Origin of the sequence: Streptomyces sp. Ru62, from assembly GCF_002920615.1 — a bacterium.
Taxonomy (GTDB): Bacteria; Actinomycetota; Actinomycetes; order Streptomycetales; family Streptomycetaceae; genus Streptomyces.
Genome location: NZ_PQSU01000003.1, coordinates 201,277 through 219,568 on the forward strand (window position 1 = coordinate 201,277; position 18,292 = coordinate 219,568).

Genomic DNA, 18,292 nt, shown 5'->3' on the forward strand with positions numbered 1-18,292 from the left:
CCTGGGTGGTCCCACCTGCTGTTACGTTGCGGAGCCGACCTGTACCCATGGAAAGGAAATCCTCATGAAGCCAGCCATACTCGGCCGATGGGTCGGTGACACGGGAGAGTTCTTCGCCTCCCGCTGGCACCGCGAGCCGGGGGTATTCACGCCTGCCGGAGGTGCGTACACCTCTTTCGGTCTCGCCGATGCCGAGGACGCGCTCAACACCGGATTGTTCCGCGTTCCGTACATCGAGATGTGGGAGGACAACGCCCTCCTGCCGGCCAGGAAGTTCACGGCGGCCAGGACCGTCGCCCGGGAGAACCCGGCGGGCTTCGCGGACCACGAGAAGATCCGCGCCCTGCTCGACCGGGGCGCGACCATGCTGCTGCGCTGCCTGGACCAGTGGCACCGGCCCACCCAGGAGATGCTGGCCGGCCTGGCGGAGGAACTCGGCCGACCGGTCGAGGCCTTCTTCTTCGTCACCCCGGCCGGACAGCCGGGTCTGCCGCTGCACCGGGACGACGCGGACGTCCTCGTCATCCAGGTGGCGGGTGCCAAGAGGTGGCGGATCCACGAGGGGCCCGCGGACGGGAACTGGCGTGCGGGCCGGATCAAGGACGACGAACCACAGCCGGCCGAACTCCTGGAGACGGTGATCCGTCCGGGGCAGGTCCTCTACATCCCGCGAGGCTTCGCCCACCGTGCCGTCGGCCAGGAAGGACTCTCCGCGCACCTGTCGCTGACGATCCGTGAGGCCGGCACGGCGGACCTGACCGACGCCCTCGCACGACACGCGGTGGCAGGCGCGGGACTCGACGCCCTGCCGGTGACCGCGGACGCCCTCACCGGCACGGCCAAGAAACTGCTGGAGAACGCGGTGCGCCGGCTCTCCGAACTGACACCGCAGGAACTCGTGGACAGCGCGCGGCGCCACCGCATGGCGCACATGCCCGCCGCCACCGCACCTCTGTCGCTCACGGAGACGGCCGGGCGGTGACGCGGACACCGTGCCGCCACGACCGGGCATGGGCCCGTGCCGCGCGCGGGCGGGCCGGGGCGGGACCGTGCGCGATCCGCGTTGACCCGGCGGCGACCTCCCGCAGATCGAGCCCTGCGAACCTCGGTCCAGTGCGATCCGGCGCCGTCCCCCGACGGAGCCGGAACACTCCGCCCGGCACCGCCGGCGGACTCGCACTGGGACCTGACGACGCATGGGAGTCCTGGTGAAGGATAAGCCGAGCCTGGGGCCAGATCTCCGTCCGCGCAGCAGCAGGACGGAACAGAGATCCACGCTTCACCTGCCGCTGGACGAACGACAGCGCATGCTCATCCATCTCCTGCTCGCCGGGCACACGGACGCCAGCGCGGCCGGCCGGCTCGGCATCAGTTCCCGCACGGTGACCAACATCCTCAGAAGCCTCATGGACCGCCTCGGCGTCGACAACCGCTTCCAGCTCGGCGTGGCCCTGGGCACGCGGATGCACCCGCGGGACAACCCGCACCGCGTCCAGGCGGCGCGCGGACCAGCCCTCCGCGGCACCGTGGCGCGGCCCGAGAAGCCCCTCTCCCTGACGCCCCGTCCGCCGGCCCACCCGCGCGACAGCACGGACGCGGGATGAGACCGGCATGGGGATCGTCGTAGAGGCATGGCTGGCGGACGTCACCGAGGTGCGCGAGGACGCACTCGACCTCCAGGTGCTCGACGCCGCCGAGCGCGAGCGCGCCGACGCCTTCCTGCGGCCCGCGGACCGGGTGCGCTACCTCGCCGCCCACGTCCTCCTGCGCCACCTGCTCGGCGGGCGGACCGGCCGGGCCCCGCGGGAGGTGCGGTTCGCGCGGCTGGCGTGCGCCGGCTGCGGCGGACCGCACGGCCGCCCGGTGCTCGACGACCCGTGCACCGGCGTCCACTTCTCCCTGTCGCACGGCGGGCGCCTGGTCATGGCCGGACTCGCCGGCGTCCCCCTCGGCGTCGATGTCGAGCCGTGCCCGGAACCCGGCACGGTGGACAGGCTGAGCAGGCTGCTCCATCCGGCCGAACAGCACGATCTGGCCGCGGTGCCCGCGCCGCGGCGACCCGCCGCCCTCGCCCGGCTCTGGACCCGCAAGGAGGCCTACCTCAAGGCCCTGGGCACCGGCCTGACACGCGGCCTCGCCGCCGACTACACCGGTGAGACCGGCCGCGCCCCGGCACCGCCCGGCTGGACGATCACCGGCGTGGACGCCGCACCCGGCCACGCGGCGGCCGTCTGCTACGCGCACGACCGCCCGGCCCGCCTGCTCCTGCGGCGGGCGGAGCACCTCATCGGCCCCCCATGACCCCACGGCGCGGCGCCGGCGCCCGGCCGCCGCGCACCACACCGCACACACACCCACTGCCCGGGCGCGCTGTCCGGGACGAATCGACCGAGCACCATCAGCAGGCGGGAAGAGTTGTATGCAGCCGAACGTCACTTTCCGTGTCCTTGGCACAGTGCAGTTCGGGAGCGGTGACCACTGGCGGCGCGCCGGCTCGCCACAACAGCAGGCCGTACTGGCCGTGCTGCTCCTGCGCGCCGGGCGGCTGGTCACCGCGGACGGACTGGTCGACGCGGTGTGGGGCGACGCGCCCCCCTCCAGCGTCATCACCGTCCTGCGCACCAACATCTGGCGCCTGCGCCGGATCCTGGAGGCCGTCGGAGCCCGGGACAGCCTCGTGTCCGTCGCCGACGGCTACCGGCTGGACGTCGAGCCGGCGGCCGTGGACGCGCTGCGGGCCGAACTGCTCCTGTCCCGGGCCGAGGAGCTGCGCCGCGAACGGAGCTTCGCGGACCAGCGGCGCACACTGCTGGAAGCCCTCGCCCTGTGGCAGGGGGTACCGCTGGCCGGGGTGCCGGGTCCGTTCGCGGAACAGCAGCGCAGCAGGCTGGAGGAGCTGCACTTCGCCGTGCGTGAGGAACTCTTCAAGGCCGAACTGGCGGAGGGGAACGCGTCCTCGGTCATCCCCGGCCTGACCGCGCTCAGCGCGGAGAGCCCGCTGCGTGAGGGCCCGTACGAGCTGCTGATGCGCGCGCTGTACGAGGCCGGACGGCGGTCCGACGCCCTCATCGTCTACCGGCAGGTGCGGGAGCGGCTGCGCGGGGAGCTGGGCATAGAACCCAGCAGTGAGTTGCGTGACCTGCACGTCCGTATCCTCGCCGACACCATGGAGGTGCCCGCCCGGCCGGGGGACGGGCCGGCGGCCGGCGAGGCGCGGGAGCGCGTGGTCACCGCCGCGTCGGCGGCGGCCGGTGCCCCTCCGGCGGCGGGCGCCGCTCCCGCGGTGCCGGCCGCCACCACCGACACGCCGCCCACGGCGCACACCCCCGACTTCACCGCGACGCCCGCGCAACTCCCCTCCGGCATCCCCGACTTCGTCGGCAGGGACGCCACGCTCCGCCTGCTGGAGACCGCCGTGGACGCCGGTGAGGGGCACACCCCGCTGATCGCCTCGATCACGGGCATGGGCGGGGTGGGCAAGTCGGTGCTGGCCCTGCGCTTCGCCCATCAGGTCAAGGCCAGGTTCCCGGACGGTCAGCTCTACGCCGATCTCTACGGCACCGCGGACGACCCCGAGCGCCCCAAGGTGGTCCTGGACGGCTTCCTCACCGCCCTCGGCGTGCCCCGCAGTCATCTGCCGCCCGACCAGGACGGCGCCTCCCGGCTGCTGCGGACCATGCTCGCCGACCGCCGGATCCTGCTGCTGCTCGACGACGCGCGGGACGCGGCACAGGTACGGCCGCTGCTGCCCGGCTCGACCGGTTCCGCGGTCGCCGTCACCAGCCGCACCAAACTGATCGGGCTTCCGATCGGCGTCCAGGTCGACCTGGACGTCTTCACCCGGGAGGAGGCGTGGGAGCTGCTCACCCGGGTCGTCGGCGCGAAGCGGGTCGCCGCCGAACCGGCCGGTGCCGAGCGGCTGCTCGCAGCGTGCGGCCAGTTGCCCCTGGCCGTGCGGATCGCCGCGGTCCGGCTGGCGGCCCGCCCGCAGTGGTCCATCGGCCGGCTGGCCGACCGGCTCGCGGACAGCCGCCGCCGGCTGTCCGAGCTGCGGGTCGGCGACCTGGCCGTCACCAACGCGTTTGAGCTCAGCCACCGCATGCTGTCGCCCGCGCAGGCCAGGGCGTTCCGGCTGCTCGCCTGCGTGACCCGCTCGACCAGCCTGGAATCCGGCTGTGCCGTCCTCGGACTCCCGGAGGGCCAGGCCGAGGAACTGCTGGAGTCACTGGTGGACGTGGCCCTGCTGGAATCGCCCCAGCCGGCCTCCTACCGGTTCCACGAGCTGGTCCGCTCCTTCGCCGCCGAACTGCCGGCCGAGGAGGAGAACGAGCGCGTCGAGGCCTTCGAACGGCTCATGGACCATCTGCGAGCGGGCGCGTACCGGGCCTTCCAGGCGATCCTGCCCGGTGACCCCGTCGCCGATCTGCTGGTGCCCAGCGGACCGTTCCGCCCTGCCTTCGCGAGCCTCGCCGACGCGCGCGCCTGGGTGCACTCGGAGTTCGTGACCGCCGTCGACGCGATCCGGTCCGCCGCCCACGGAACACCGGCGAACGAGGGCGCCCTCGCGGCGGCCGCCGACCTCGGCGTCCTGCTGAGCGCCTTCGGCCGGGAGATCCCGTACGACCAGCTCGCCGACGCGGCCGAACTGGTCGCCGGGGCCGCCGAGCGCGCGGGTGACGATCTCACGGCCGGCCGGGCCCGTTTCGTGTGCGGCAACGCGCACCTGCAGAACCTGCGGCTCGACACGGCCGAGGAGCACCTGCTCGCCGCGCGAGGGGCGCTGCACCGGGTCGGGAAGCCGGCGCTGATCCACCAGGTCCTCAACGACCTCGGGCTGATCTCCCAGCTCCGGCAGCGCTACGCGGAGGCCGGACGGCGTCACGACGAGGCGGCGGCGCTGGCCCGGGCGGTCGGGCACCGTCTCGGTGAGCTGGTGTTCGGCCTCAACGCGGCCCTGGCGCGGCTCCACGACGGCCGGCCGGACGAGGCCCGGGTCGCCGCCCGGGCCGCGCTCGGGCCGTTGCGTTCCCTGGGCCACGCTCCCGGCCTCTCGTTCGGGTTGTACGTGTACGGGCTGGCACTCCACGAACTGGGCCGGCACCGGGAGGCGCTGTCCGCGTTCGAGGAGTGCCTGCAGATCTGCACGGAGGCCGGCGTCCCCGGCCGCGAGGGCATGTGCCGCGCCCGCCTGGCCGACACCCTGCGTGCCCTCGGCAGGCCGGAGCAGGCCCTGCCGCACGCCGTGCGGGGCCTGGAGCTGTGCCGTGAGCGGGGCGACGGCCGGGACACCGGCCGGGCCCGGCTGATCCTCAGCAGGGTGCTCGGCGCGCTGGGCCGCTGGGACGAGGCAGCGGCCCGTACGGCCGAGGCGCTCGCGGAGTTCCGGAGGCTCGGACTGGCCGAGGCCGCCACGGCACAGGCGCAGCTGCGGGAGCAGGAAGGAGACCGGGCCCGGCAGCGTCAGCAGTCCAGCCCGGCCATCCGCGTCGGCAGTGAGCTCCAGACTCCCGGCGTGTAGAAGTGCGCGCCGGGGAGAAGGTCGTGCCGGAAGCCGCCGACGGCGACCTTCTTCATCCGCTCACCGGCGTCCGGCGGGATCACCGTGTCCGACAGGCCGGTCAGCAGCTGCACCGGCAGGTCGACCGTGACGTCCCGCTCACACGTGTAGGAGTCCCGCACCCGGATGTCCGCGCGCATGATCTCCACCGCCATGTCCCTCAGGTCCGGCTCGTCGAGCGCGTAGCCGGGCAGGATGCCGAAGGTCCGCATCCACTCCAGGATCTCCTCGTCGGAGGACTCCAGCCAGGGGGTGCCGGGGAACATGTCCTTGGCCGGCAGACCGGGACGCGGGGCGCCGACGGCCGACAGGACGAGGGAGCGGGGAGCCGGGACGTCCCGCTCCAGCAGCCGGACGGTCACGTCGAGCGCCAGGAGGCCGCCGAGGCTGTGCCCGAACAGGACGTACGGCCGCTCGGTGAGGGTGGCCAGCGCGGCGAGCACGTCCTCGGCCAGCGCGTCCCAGTCCTGGGCGTACTCCTCCAGGTAGCGGCCGTCCCGGCCGGGGTAGCAGATCGTCGCCAGGTCGGTCCCCTGGGGCATGGCGTTCGCCCATCCCGCGTAGGCGCCCGCGCCGCCTCCGCAGAACGGGAGGCAGACGAGGTCCTGCCGCGCGTCCTCGGACCGGGACGGGCGTACGACGACGGTGTCGTTCACAGTGTGCTTCCCGATCCCTCGGTGGTGGTCCGTTCGCGGGTCTGTCCGCCGGTCTGTTCGCCGCGCATCGACTCAAGGCGGTCGATCAGGTCGGCCAGCTTCGGGTGCCGGTAGATGTCCCTGATCGACAGGGGCAGGTCCAGGGTGTCCCTGAGCTGCTTGAAGGCCGCGAGGGCGGTCAGCGAATGGCCGCCCAGCGCGAAGAAGTCGTCGCCGGGCCGGATCTGCGCGCGTCCGAGGACCTCGGACCACACCCGGGCCGTCACCTCGGCGACACCCGACGGCTGTTCCGCGCCGCCCGTCGCGCCCTTCGCGGGCTCCGGCAGGGCGGCTTCGTCGATCTTCCCGTTCACGGTGAGGGGCATCCGCTCCAGGACCACGACGGCCGACGGAAGCATGTGGTCCGGGAGCACGCGTGCCGCGAACGCGGTCAGTTCGCCGGCCGGGACGGCGGAGCCGGCCGTCGTCGCGTACAGCACCAGATGGGCCTGTGCCGTGCCACGTCCGCGCACCACGGCGTGGGCGGTGGTGACGTCGGGGTGACCCTCCAGGACGCGTTCCACCTCGCCGAGTTCCACGCGGAAACCACGTATCTTCTCCTGGCGGTCACGGCGTCCCAGGTACTCCAGGGTGCCGTCCGCTCTCCTGCGGGCCTGGTCGCCGCTCGCGTACATGCGCGTCCCGGGCGGGCCGAAGGGGTCGGCCACGAAGGACGCGGCGGTGAGCGCCGGGTGGCCCGCGTACCCGTTCGCCACCCGGTCCCCGGAGATGAAGATCTCGCCGGCGGCGCCGTCCGGCACGGGGCGCAGCCGGTCGTCGAGGAGGTGGACCCGGCCGCCCGGCAGCCCCCGGCCGATCGTCGGAGTGTCGCCGGTCACGGGGGCCGAGGTGGCGTCGACGGTCGTCTCGGTGGGGCCGTAGAGGTTCAGCGCCTCCAGGACTCCCCGGTCGGTGGCGGCCGCGATCTCCCGCCAGGTGCTCCGCGGCACCGGCTCCCCGCCCATGAACAGCCGGAGCCGGCGCCCGTCGGTCCTGGGCGTGAGCAGGACCTCGCGCAGGATCTCCCAGTGCGAGGGCGTCAGATCCAGATCGTCCACCCGCCGGTGCTCCAGGACGTCCGCGAGGCGCTCGGGACGCAGACGGTCCTCGTCGTCCAGCACCACGACGGTGTCGCCCCGGCAGACACGCGTCCACTGCTGCACCGAGGCGTCGAAGCCGACGCTGGCGTTCCAGGCGACCACGCGAGGCAGGGGGGCGTAGGCACCGGCCTGCTCCAGCGCCGTGATCAGCGACGCGACGCCGCCCCGGGTGATTTCGACACCCTTCGGCGTACCGGTGGAGCCGGAGGTGAACAGGACGTACGCCGGGTCGAGCGGCGACGGCGCGGAATCCGGCCGGCCGTCCGCCTCGGGCTCCCGCGTGCACGCCTCGTCCAGAGCGACGACCTGCACCCCTTCCGGGGCGAGGGCCGTACCGCCGTCCGTGATCAGCAGGTCCAGCCGTGCCTCGGCGGCCATCCGCTCCAGCCGCAGCCGGGGATAGCGGGGGTCGAGGGGGACGTAGGCCGCTCCGGCGCGCCACACCCCCAGCAGGGCGACCACGAGCCCGGTGCCGCGGCCCACGCACACACCGACCCGGCTGCCGCGCCCGGCCCCCCGGGCGCCCAGCCGCGCCGCGACGCGGCGGGTGCGCAGATCGAGCTGGGCGAAATCCAGCTCACCGTCCGAGGCCGCGACGGCGATCCGCGTCGGACACCGGTCGACGGCCGAGCGGAAGCGGTCCAGCAGGTCGGCCGGCTCAGGGGCGGCGCCACTCATGCCGCTCATGGGCGAACTCCTTTCACACGGCGGTCCGCTGACGCGCCGCGCAGGCATCGAGGGAGACAGGACGAACTCCGGGCACGCACGACAGGACCTAGCGGAACGCGCCGGCGCGGTGGGTCGGCGCCGCCATCGCGACGACGATCTCGCGTTCCCCCGTGTAGGGCTCGCGGGCGTGCGCGGTGAGCATGTTGTCGAGCAGGAGGATGTCGCCCCGGCGCCAGGGCACGCTGACGGTCTCGGCCTCGTAGGCGGCCCGGAGCGCGGCCACGGTCGCGGGGTCGATCGGTGAGCCGTCGTGGTGGCGTGTGTCGTAGGGGAACTGGTCGGCGGGGAACGCGGCCAGCAGATGCTCCTGCACCCGGGGGTCCAGCGTCGTCGGGTGGAAGAACGTCAGGTGATTGAACCAGAGCCGTTCACCGGTGACCGGGTGCGGCTCCATGACCGGCCGCAGCTGGCGGGTGCGCAGGAGACCGTCCGGGAGCCACTCGCACTGGATGTCGTGCCGCCGGCACACCTCTTCCAGCTCCTCCTCGGTCCGGCACCCGAACGCCGTCTGCCACGACAGGCCGAACCCCTCGTGGAAGTGGCGCACGAGCTGGTACCCGCCGGCGAACCGGTCCACGATCCCGGGCGCTATGCGGCGCGTCACCCGGCGCACGTCGGCGATCGGGGTGGCGCCCCCGGTGCCGGGCTCGGTCACACAGTGGAAGGCGATGAAACCCGGCCAGGTGTGCCCGTACGACTGCTCGTTGTGCAGGAAGATGGCCTGGTCCGCCGGATGGTCCGTGGACGTGTAGACGTTGTTCGAGACCGCGTGGCGCGGGGACGAACGCAGCTCGTAGGGCAGGGGCTCACCGACCGCCGAGCGTACGAACGCCTCGAACACGTCCACGGACGGCACCGACCACCCACGGAACAGCAGCGCGCCGTGTTCCAGCAAGCCGGCCCGGATATGGTCCCGCGCACTGGACGTCCAGGCGAGCAGATCGGTGCCGGGCGACGGCGGGGAGACCAGAAGCGGCAGGGAGGACGCCGGGGCGGGCGCTGACCCGGTCGGAGCTGAGTTCATGGGAGTCGGCTTCCTTCGCATGGTTCGTCACGGCGGTCTACCGCGGTCATCGTGCAGAACCCGGATCTCCATCCGATCCGGGCCGCGGTGGCCGCGGTGTTGATGGGCCGCACATCGCATGCGGAAGCGGCCGGGAGAGGCTGTCCGCGCGAGCGGATGCGAGCGGTTGCCGACAGCGCGTTCTTCCCGGCCCCTCGCGTTCATCCCCGGCCTTGCGCATTTCTTCCCGGCCACTCGGCCCATTTTCGAGGGAGTGACACCCATGATTCCCCTGTCTCCTGGTCAGCAGCGGTTGTGGTTTATCAATCGGTTCGAGGGGGCGAGTGGGGCGTACAACAGTCCGGTGGCGTTTCGTTTGCGGGGCCGGGTGGATGTGGGGGCGTTGCAGGCGGCGTTGATGGATGTGGTGGGCCGTCATGAGTCGTTGCGGACGGTGTTTCCGGTGGTGGACGGGGTGCCGTGCCAGTGGGTGGTGGAGGGTGCGGATTCCTTTGTGGAGTTGGTGGTGGAGGAGTGTGGTGTTTCGGGGGTGGGTGAGGCGGTTTCGCGGGAGGCGGGGCGTGCGTTCGATGTGGAGCGGGATCTGCCGGTGCGGGCGCGGTTGTTCGTGGTGGGGCCGGATGAGTATGTGTTTTTGGTGGTGTTGCATCACATTGCGGTGGACGGGTGGTCGGTGGCCCCGTTGTTGCGGGATCTTTCGGTGGCTTATGGGGCGCGTGTGGGGGGTGGTGTTCCGGGGTGGGTTCCGTTGCCGGTGCAGTATGCGGATTACACGTTGTGGCAGCGGGAGGTGCTGGGTTCGGAGGCTGATCCGGAGAGTGTTTTGTCGCGTCAGTTGGAGTACTGGCGTGGGGTGCTGGCCGGTTTGCCGGAGGAGTTGGCGTTGCCGTTCGATCGGTCGCGGGGTGGGGTGGCGTCGTTCGAGGGTGGTGTGGTGTGGGGTGGGGTGGATGCGGGGGTGGGCCGGCGGTTGGCGGGGTTGGGGGTGATTGTGGTGTGACGTTGTTCATGGTGGTGCAGGCTGCGGTGGCGGTGGCGTTGTCGCGGCTCGGTGCGGGTGGGGATGTTCCGTTGGGTACTCCGGTGGCGGGTCGTATGGATGACGCGTTGGAGGATCTGGTCGGGTTCTTTGTGAATACGTTGGTGTTGCGGACGGATGTGTCGGGTGATCCGTCGTTCCGTGAGGTGTTGGGGCGGGTTCGTGAGGTGGATCTGGGGGCGTTCGAGCATCAGGATGTTCCGTTCGAGAAGTTGGTGGAGGTGTTGAATCCGGCGCGTTCGGTGGCGCGGCATCCGTTGTTCCAGGTGTTGGTGCAGATGGAGGACGCGGGGGGTGCCGGGGGTCTGGAATTCGCCGGCGTGGAGGCGGTGCCGGAGCGGTGCGGCCCGGTGGCGTCGAAGTTCGACCTTTCTTTCTGTTTCTTCAGGAATTCCGTGCCCGGAGCCGGGAATGAGGACGGGCTGACGGTTTCGCTGGAGTACGCGGCGGATCTGTTCGATCGTTCGACGGCGGAGCGGATTCTGGGGTGTCTGCTGCGGGTGCTGGAGTCGGTGGCGGCGGATCCGGATGTCCGGGTGGGGGAGCTGGAGGTGCTGTCGGCGGGGGAGCGGCGCCGGCTCCTTGAGGACTGGAACGGCACCGTCTCGGCGGTGCCGGAGGGTTCGTTGCCGGAGGTGTTCGCGGCGCGGGTGGCGTCGGTGCCGGACGCGGTGGCGGTGGTGTGCGGGCCGGAGTCGGTGACGTATGCGGAGCTGAACGCGCGCGCGAACCGGCTGGCCCGGCTGCTGCTGGAGCACGCAGTGGGTCCGGAATCACTGGTCGCGGTCCTCATGGAACGCTCGGTGGAGACGGTCGTGGCACTCCTCGCCGTACTCAAAGCCGGCGCGGCCTATGTGCCGCTGGACGTCCGGTCGCCCGCCGAGCGGCTGAGCAGGGTGATGGCCGACACGGGCGCCTCGGTGCTGCTGACGGACCGGGCGTCGCGGGGCGTGGAGTTCGCGCACGCGGCCCGAGTGCTGGTCGTGGACGACACCGGGCAGCCGGTGGCCTCGCCGTCGGACGACCCGGGGATCACCAGCCGTCCCGAGCAGCTCGCCTACGTGATGTACACCTCCGGTTCGACGGGTGTGCCGAAGGGCGTCGCGGTCACGCACGCGGATGTCGTCGCGCTGGCGGCGGACCGTCGCTTCCGGGAGGACGCGCACCGGCGGGTTCTGATGCACTCCCCGCACGCCTTCGACGCCTCGACGTACGAGATGTGGGTGCCGCTGCTGTCCGGCGGGACCGTCGTCGTGGCTCCCCCCGGCGACCTGGACGTGCGTGCGCGGGAGCGGGAGATCCGCGACCGGGGCGTGACGGCGCTGTGGCTGACCGCCGGTCTGTTCCGGCTGCTGGCGCAGGAGGCGCCCGGGGCCTTCACCGGCGTGCGCGAGGTGTGGACCGGCGGCGACGTGGTCCCGTCGGCCATGGTGCGTCGGGTGCTGGAGGCCTGCCCCGGGATCGTCGTCACCGACGGCTACGGACCGACCGAGACGACGACGTTCGCCACCTGCCATCCGCTGCGGTCGGTGGCCGAGGTCACCGACACCGTGCCGATCGGCCGGCCGATGGACGGCATGCGGGTCTATGTGCTGGACGCCGGTCTGCGCCTCGTACCCGTGGGGGTGGCGGGCGAGCTGTACATCGCGGGTACGGGACTGGCACGCGGATATCTGAACCGCCCCGGGCTGACGGCGGAACGGTTCGTGGCGGACCCGTACGGTGGGCCGGGGACGCGGATGTACCGGACCGGTGACGTGGTGCGGTGGAGCGCCGACGGACGGCTGCTGTTCGTCGGCCGCGCCGATGACCAGGTCAAGCTGCGCGGGTTCCGGATCGAACCGGGCGAGATCGAGGCCGTACTCGCCGGGTGCGACGGCGTGGCACAGGCCGCCGTGGTGGTACGCGAGGACGCTCCGGACGTGAAGCGGCTGACGGCGTATGTGGTGCCCGAGGGAGGGACGGCCCCGGACGCGCAGTCCCTGCGGGCACGCGTGGCCGCGGTGCTGCCCGACTACATGGTGCCGTCGGCGTTCGTGGTGCTGGAGGCGTTGCCGTTGACGCCGAACGGGAAGCTGGACCGCAAGGCGCTTCCCGCCCCGCGGGTGGTGGCCTCGGCGGAGGCGCGGCTGCCGCGCACGCCGCGCGAGGAGATCCTGTGCTCGCTCTTCGCCGAGGTCCTGGGTGCGCAATGGGTCGGCGTCGACGACGGCTTCTTCGACCTGGGCGGCCACTCGCTCCTCGCGATGCGGCTGATGAGCCGCGTCCGCAGCGTGCTGGGTGCCGAGCTGACCATCCGCGACCTGTTCGCCCACCCCACCGTCGCCGAACTCGCCGCACACCTGGAGAGTGCCCGCGACGCTCGCCCGGCACTCGCCGCGGGGCCGAGGCCCGAGCACGTTCCCCTGTCTCCTGGTCAGCAGCGGTTGTGGTTTATCAATCGGTTCGAGGGGGCGAGTGGGGCGTACAACAGTCCGGTGGCGTTTCGTTTGCGGGGCCGGGTGGATGTGGGGGCGTTGCAGGCGGCGTTGATGGATGTGGTGGGCCGTCATGAGTCGTTGCGGACGGTGTTTCCGGTGGTGGACGGGGTGCCGTGCCAGTGGGTGGTGGAGGGTGCGGATTCCTTTGTGGAGTTGGTGGTGGAGGAGTGTGGTGTTTCGGGGGTGGGTGAGGCGGTTTCGCGGGAGGCGGGGCGTGCGTTCGATGTGGAGCGGGATCTGCCGGTGCGGGCGCGGTTGTTCGTGGTGGGGCCGGATGAGTATGTGTTTTTGGTGGTGTTGCATCACATTGCGGTGGACGGGTGGTCGGTGGCGCCGTTGTTGCGGGATCTTTCGGTGGCTTATGGGGCGCGTGTGGGGGGTGGTGTTCCGGGGTGGGTTCCGTTGCCGGTGCAGTATGCGGATTACACGTTGTGGCAGCGGGAGGTGCTGGGTTCGGAGGCTGATCCGGAGAGTGTTTTGTCGCGTCAGTTGGAGTACTGGCGTGGGGTGTTGGGGGGTTTGCCGGAGGAGTTGGGGTTGCCGTTCGATCGGTCGCGGGGTGGGGTGGCGTCGTTCGAGGGTGGTGTGGTGTGGGGTGGGGTGGATGCGGGGGTGGGCCGGCGGTTGGCGGGGTTGGGGGTGATTGTGGTGTGACGTTGTTCATGGTGGTGCAGGCTGCGGTGGCGGTGGCGTTGTCGCGGCTTGGTGCGGGTGGGGATGTTCCGTTGGGTACTCCGGTGGCGGGTCGTATGGATGACGCGTTGGAGGATCTGGTCGGGTTCTTTGTGAATACGTTGGTGTTGCGGACGGATGTGTCGGGTGATCCGTCGTTCCGTGAGGTGTTGGGGCGGGTTCGTGAGGTGGATCTGGGGGCGTTCGAGCATCAGGATGTTCCGTTCGAGAAGTTGGTGGAGGTGTTGAATCCGGCGCGTTCGGTGGCGCGGCATCCGTTGTTCCAGGTGTTGGTGCAGATGGAGGACGCGGGGGGTGCCGGGGGTCTGGATCTCGTGGGTGTGGAGGCGGTGCCGGAGCGGTGCGGCCCGGTGGCGTCGAAATTCGATCTCTCGGTGTGTTTCTTCCGCGAAACTGAAGAAGGGCTGACGGTTTCGCTGGAGTACGCGGCGGATCTGTTCGATCGTTCGACGGCGGAGCGGATTCTGGGGTGTCTGCTGCGGGTGCTGGAGTCGGTGGCGGCGGATCCGGATGTCCGGGTGGGGGAGCTGGAGGTGCTGTCGGCGGGGGAGCGGCGCCGGCTCCTTGAGGACTGGAACGGCACCGTGTCGGCGGTGCCGGAGGGTTCGTTGCCGGAGGTGTTCGCGGCGCGGGTGGCGTCGGTGCCGGACGCGGTGGCGGTGGTGTGCGGGCCGGAGTCGGTGACGTATGCGGAGCTGAACGCGCGCGCGAACCGGCTGGCCCGGCTGCTGCTGGAGCACGCAGTGGGTCCGGAATCACTGGTCGCGGTCCTCATGGAACGCTCGGTGGAGACGGTCGTGGCACTCCTCGCCGTACTCAAAGCCGGCGCGGCGTATCTACCGGTCGACCCGGAGTATCCACGGGAACGCATCGAGTACATGCTCGCCGACGCCCACCCCGCGCTCCTCCTCACCGACACGTCCTGCGGCACCACCTCGGCGGCCCCGGCCGGAATCCCCCTGGTCGTCACGGACGGCCCGGAGACCGCCGCCGCACTCCTGCGGTACCCGGACGGCGACCCCACCGACGCCGACCGCACCCGCCCGCTCCACCCGTCGCATCCCGCCTACGTCATCTACACCTCCGGATCGACCGGCCGGCCCAAGGGCGTGGTCGTCCCGCACCGCGGCCTGCTGAACTTCCTGGCGGCGATCGAGGAACGGACGGCACTCAGCCCGAAGGACCGGCTGCTCGCGGTGACCACCGTGGCGTTCGACATCCACGTGCTGGAGCTGTTCGCCCCGCTGCTCGCCGGGGCCTGCGTCGTCCTGGCGGACCGTGCCGCCGTGCGCGACCCGGCGGCCCTGGCCCGCATGGCCGAGCGGCACGAGGTGACGGTCATGCAGGCCACGCCGACCCTGTGGCAGGCGCTGCTCGCCGAGCACGCCGCCGCGGTCCGGGGACTGCGCATGCTCGTCGGCGGCGAGCAACTGTCCTCGGCCCTGGCCGAACGCATGCGGGAGACGGCCTCCGAGGTCGTCAACCTGTACGGCCCCACCGAGGCCACCGTGTGGTCGACCCAGGCCCGGGTGACAGCGGAGCACCAGGGCAATCCGCCGATCGGGCGCCCCCTGGACCGGACCCGCGCGTACGTCCTCGACGAGGGGCTGCGGCTCGCGCCCGTCGGAGTGGCCGGCGACCTGTATCTGGCGGGCGACCAACTGGCCCGTGGATATCTGAACCGTCCCGGACTGAGCGCCGAGCGGTTCGTGGCGGACCCGTACGGCCCGGCGGGGACACGGATGTACCGCACGGGGGACCGGGCGCGGTGGACGGCGGACGGGACTCTGGAGTACCTGGGCCGGACCGACGACCAGGTCAAGGTGCGGGGCTTCCGGATCGAGCTGGGCGAGGTGGAGGCCGCGCTGGCCCGGGTCCCGGGCGTCCGGCAGGCGGCCGCGGCGGTGCGTGCGGATGCCGGGGGCGGTCAGCGGCTGGTGGGTTACGTGGTGCCGGCCGAGGAGGGCGCCGTCGACCTGGCGACGGTCGCGCGTGCCGGGGTGGCGTCGGTGCTGCCGGCGCACATGGTGCCCTCGGTGGTCGTGGTGCTGGAGGCGTTGCCGCTGACGCCGAACGGGAAGCTGGACCGCAAGGCGCTTCCCGCCCCGCGGGTGGTGGCCTCGGCGGAGGCGCGGCTGCCGCGCACGCCGCGCGAGGAGATCCTGTGCTCGCTCTTCGCCGAGGTCCTGGGCGCGCAATCGGTCGGCGTCGACGACGGCTTCTTCGACCTGGGCGGCCACTCGCTCCTCGCGATGCGGCTGATGAGCCGCGTCCGCAGCGTGCTGGGCGCCGAGCTCACCATCCGCGACCTGTTCGCCCACCCCACCGTCGCCGAACTCGCCGCACACCTGGACGACGGCGCCCGGAGCGACCCGCTCGACGTGCTGCTGCCGCTGCGCACACGGGGCTCGGCCACGCCCCTGTTCTGTGTGCACCCGGCCGCCGGCATCAGCTGGGTCTACGCCGGCCTGCTGCGCGACCTCGATCCCCGGTGCCCGGTCTACGGTCTTCAGGCCCGCGGGCTCACCCGTCCCGAAGACCGCCCGGCGACCGTCGCCGAGATGGCCGCCGACTATCTCGCCCGGATACGGGCCGTCCAGCCCGAGGGCCCGTACCGGCTCCTGGGCTGGTCCTTCGGCGGACTGGTCGCCCACGCCATGGCCGTCGAACTCCAGGCGGCGGGCCAGCAGGTCGAGTTGCTGGCGCTGCTCGACAGCTACCCCGGCGGAGCCGGGGCCGACGAACCGGCCATGACCGCCGACGCCCCCGAGACCCTCGCCGCGCTGCTGGTGTCCCTCGGGTGCGAACCCCCCGCGGCGCCCGACGGCACACCCCCGCTGGACCCCGCCCGGTTCCTCGACACGCTGCGCGCGGCCGGCCACCCGCTGTCGGGTCTCGACGAGCGGCAGGTCCGGAGGATGGCCGAGGTGTTCGCCGCCAGTGACACCCTGATGCGCGCCGGGGCGCGGGGCGTCCACGCCGGCGAGACGCTGCACTTCACCGCCGCGCACGGCAGGGCGGCGGACGCGCCACGGCCGGAGGACTGGCGGCCGTACGTGTCCGGCACCCTCACCACGTACGAGGTGGCCTGCACGCACGGGGAGATGACCCGGCCGGAGCCGGTCGCGTTCATCTGCGCCGTGCTCAACCAGCGCCTCGCCGACCCGGCCCCGGAGGACATCGCACCGGCGAGCTGACCGGCTCCTCCGCCGCGGCGGCGCGCGGGTCCACGGAGGTTCAGGACCAGGCAGGGCACCCCCGGGCGTCCGCGGAGGCCCAGGCCCAGGACCAGGCAGCGCACCCCCTTGGGCGCCCACGGAGGCTCAGGCCAGCTAGGAACCCCCTGGGCGTCCGAGGCAGCTCAGGGGCCTGGCCCGGCGCTCCCGGCGTGCCCGATCCGCCACCCCCGGCACCTCTCCCGGCGTGCCCGATCCGCCACCCCCGGCACCTCTCCCGGCGTGCCCGATCCGCCACCCCCGGCACCTCTCCCGGCGTGCCCGATCCGCCACCCCGGGCACCGCTCCCGGAATGGCGGCCCTCCGCCTCTCCGGCCGCTCTCCCCTCGATCCGCAACCGGATCTCCGCCCCCCGAAGGCGCCCGCGCCGGCCGCGCAACGGATCCGCGAAGCGCCGACGTGGAGATCCGGAGTCGAGAGCCGGTGAAGATGGGCCGCCGATCCCGGTCACCGAAACTCACCCCATCACGTAGTCCGCGGCAGTCGCTCGACGACTGGTCGTCATTTCGCCGATCTGAGAGACACCATGGTCTTCGCAGTGCTTTTCCCCGGGCAGGGCGCGCAGATGAAGGGAATGGGGACGGAGCTGTTCGGCCGTTACCCCGGGATCACGCGTTTCGCCTGCGACCTTCTGGGATACGACCTCGTCGCGCTGTGCCGCGACAACCCTGACAACCGGCTCGCGCGCACCGAATACACGCAGCCGGCGCTGTTCACCGTGAACGCACTGCACATGTTCGAGCGCACCCACCGGGAAGAACGGGAGCCGGACTTCCTCCTCGGCCACAGCCTCGGCGAGTACAACGCGCTCCTGGCCGCCGGTGCGTTCGACTTCGAGACGGGGCTCCGCCTCGTCCAGAAGCGAGGCGAACTGATGGCCTCGGCGTCCGGCGGCGGGATGACCGCGGTCATGGACGTCCCGGCGAGCCGGCTGCTGGACATGCTCGGCGCGGACGGGATCGAGGGCATCGACCTCGCGGGGTTCAACAGCCCGGGCCAGACCGTCATCGCCGGCCCCGCCGAGGAACTGCGCGCCGCACACGACGTGTTCCGGCGCAGAGGGATCCGATTCGCCCCGCTGAACGTCAGCGCGCCCTTCCACTCCCGCTACATGGAGCCGGCCCGCGCGGAGTTCGAGCGTCATCTGCGCCGGTTCACCTTCCGGGAACCCACGGTGCCGGTCATCGCCAACGTGACCGGGCGCCCGTACGCGCGGGGATCGATCGTCCAGACCCTGTGCGACCAACTCGTCGAGCCGGTGCGGTGGGTGGACAGCATCCGGCACCTCCTGGCCGTCGACCCCCGGGTGACGTGCGAGGAAATCGGCGGCCGCGCCCTTCTCCGCATGGTGGACCGCATTCGGGACGACTTCGTCCCCGATCGACTCAGCGAAGCGAGGAATTAAGGACTGTGGACAGGAAAGAACGGATTCGCCAGTTCATGGAGGACCAGTTCCTCATCGACTTCGACCGGGACGTGGCGGCCGACACCGATCTCTTCAAGGCAGGGGTCATCGACTCCTTCGGATACATCCAGCTGATGGCCTTCATCGGGGACGAATTCGGCTTCGAGGTCGCCGCCGAGGACATGCTCATGAACGTCCTCGTCTCCCTGGAGGCGATCGAGGAATTCGTGGCCGGCAGGACCGCCGAGCTCGCTGCCGCGCGGCAGGGGGACGTCACGTGTGCGGAATAGCAGGATTCCTCTCGCCCCGGACGAGCGCCGGTGCGGCCCCGGAC

Annotated in this window: 12 protein-coding genes; 9 read left to right on the forward strand and 3 right to left on the reverse strand. The window is 72.0% G+C overall.

The genetic code is table 11. The features are described from left to right. Nucleotides 1–64: 64 nt before the first annotated feature. From C3492_RS05475 to C3492_RS05490, 4 genes are all read left to right on the forward strand, one after another. Nucleotides 65–982, forward strand: coding sequence for a JmjC domain-containing protein (locus C3492_RS05475; protein WP_103810585.1), 918 nt, complete (start codon nucleotides 65–67; stop codon nucleotides 980–982). Between the two features lie 214 nt (nucleotides 983–1,196). After that, nucleotides 1,197–1,604 (forward strand): helix-turn-helix transcriptional regulator, encoded by a 408-nt coding sequence (locus tag C3492_RS45090; protein WP_103810586.1) that lies wholly within the window; start codon nucleotides 1,197–1,199, stop codon nucleotides 1,602–1,604. Between the two features lie 7 nt (nucleotides 1,605–1,611). Beyond that, a complete protein-coding gene (locus tag C3492_RS05485; protein WP_103810587.1) occupies nucleotides 1,612–2,301 on the forward strand; it encodes a 4'-phosphopantetheinyl transferase superfamily protein in 690 nt (229 codons plus the stop codon). A gap of 154 nt (nucleotides 2,302–2,455) precedes the next feature. Continuing rightward, on the forward strand, nucleotides 2,456–5,518 hold the full coding sequence (locus C3492_RS05490; protein ID WP_181140214.1) for an AfsR/SARP family transcriptional regulator: 3,063 nt from the start codon (nucleotides 2,456–2,458) through the stop codon (nucleotides 5,516–5,518). Here C3492_RS05490 and C3492_RS05495 read toward each other — a convergent pair. The 3 genes from C3492_RS05495 to C3492_RS05505 form a co-directional block, all read right to left on the reverse strand. Further along, nucleotides 5,461–6,213 carry a thioesterase II family protein gene (locus tag C3492_RS05495; RefSeq protein ID WP_103810589.1) on the reverse strand — a complete coding sequence of 251 codons (753 nt, stop codon included), beginning with the start codon at nucleotides 6,211–6,213 and terminating at the stop codon, nucleotides 5,461–5,463. The two genes, C3492_RS05490 and C3492_RS05495, sit on opposite strands and share 58 nt — an antisense overlap. Further along, a complete protein-coding gene (locus tag C3492_RS05500; RefSeq protein WP_219822057.1) occupies nucleotides 6,210–8,039 on the reverse strand; it encodes a non-ribosomal peptide synthetase in 1,830 nt (609 codons plus the stop codon). Before C3492_RS05500 ends, C3492_RS05495 begins: the two co-directional genes overlap by 4 nt. Before the next feature lie 88 nt (nucleotides 8,040–8,127). Continuing rightward, a complete protein-coding gene (locus C3492_RS05505; protein ID WP_181140215.1) occupies nucleotides 8,128–9,105 on the reverse strand; it encodes a TauD/TfdA family dioxygenase in 978 nt (325 codons plus the stop codon). A gap of 262 nt (nucleotides 9,106–9,367) precedes the next feature. Here C3492_RS05505 and C3492_RS05510 point away from each other — a divergent pair, with 262 nt between their 5' ends. The 5 genes from C3492_RS05510 to C3492_RS05530 all read left to right on the forward strand — a co-directional run bounded on the left by C3492_RS05510 (nucleotide 9,368) and on the right by C3492_RS05530 (nucleotide 18,248). Then, nucleotides 9,368–10,105, forward strand: a complete 738-nt coding sequence (locus C3492_RS05510) for a condensation domain-containing protein (RefSeq protein ID WP_181140216.1) — start codon at nucleotides 9,368–9,370, stop codon at nucleotides 10,103–10,105. After that, nucleotides 10,102–13,278 (forward strand): non-ribosomal peptide synthetase, encoded by a 3,177-nt coding sequence (locus tag C3492_RS05515; protein WP_103810592.1) that lies wholly within the window; start codon nucleotides 10,102–10,104, stop codon nucleotides 13,276–13,278. The genes C3492_RS05510 and C3492_RS05515 overlap by 4 nt, the downstream gene beginning before the upstream one ends. Nucleotides 13,279–13,286: 8 nt before the next feature. Continuing rightward, nucleotides 13,287–16,514, forward strand: a complete 3,228-nt coding sequence (locus C3492_RS05520; RefSeq protein ID WP_258055522.1) for an amino acid adenylation domain-containing protein — start codon at nucleotides 13,287–13,289, stop codon at nucleotides 16,512–16,514. A gap of 565 nt (nucleotides 16,515–17,079) precedes the next feature. Continuing rightward, on the forward strand, nucleotides 17,080–17,958 hold the full coding sequence (gene fabD, locus C3492_RS05525) for an ACP S-malonyltransferase (protein ID WP_103810594.1): 879 nt from the start codon (nucleotides 17,080–17,082) through the stop codon (nucleotides 17,956–17,958). A gap of 35 nt (nucleotides 17,959–17,993) precedes the next feature. After that, the gene (locus C3492_RS05530) at nucleotides 17,994–18,248 is read left to right on the forward strand and encodes a phosphopantetheine-binding protein (RefSeq protein WP_258055510.1); all 255 of its coding nucleotides are present in this window, start codon (nucleotides 17,994–17,996) and stop codon (nucleotides 18,246–18,248) included. Nucleotides 18,249–18,292: the final 44 nt, after the last annotated feature.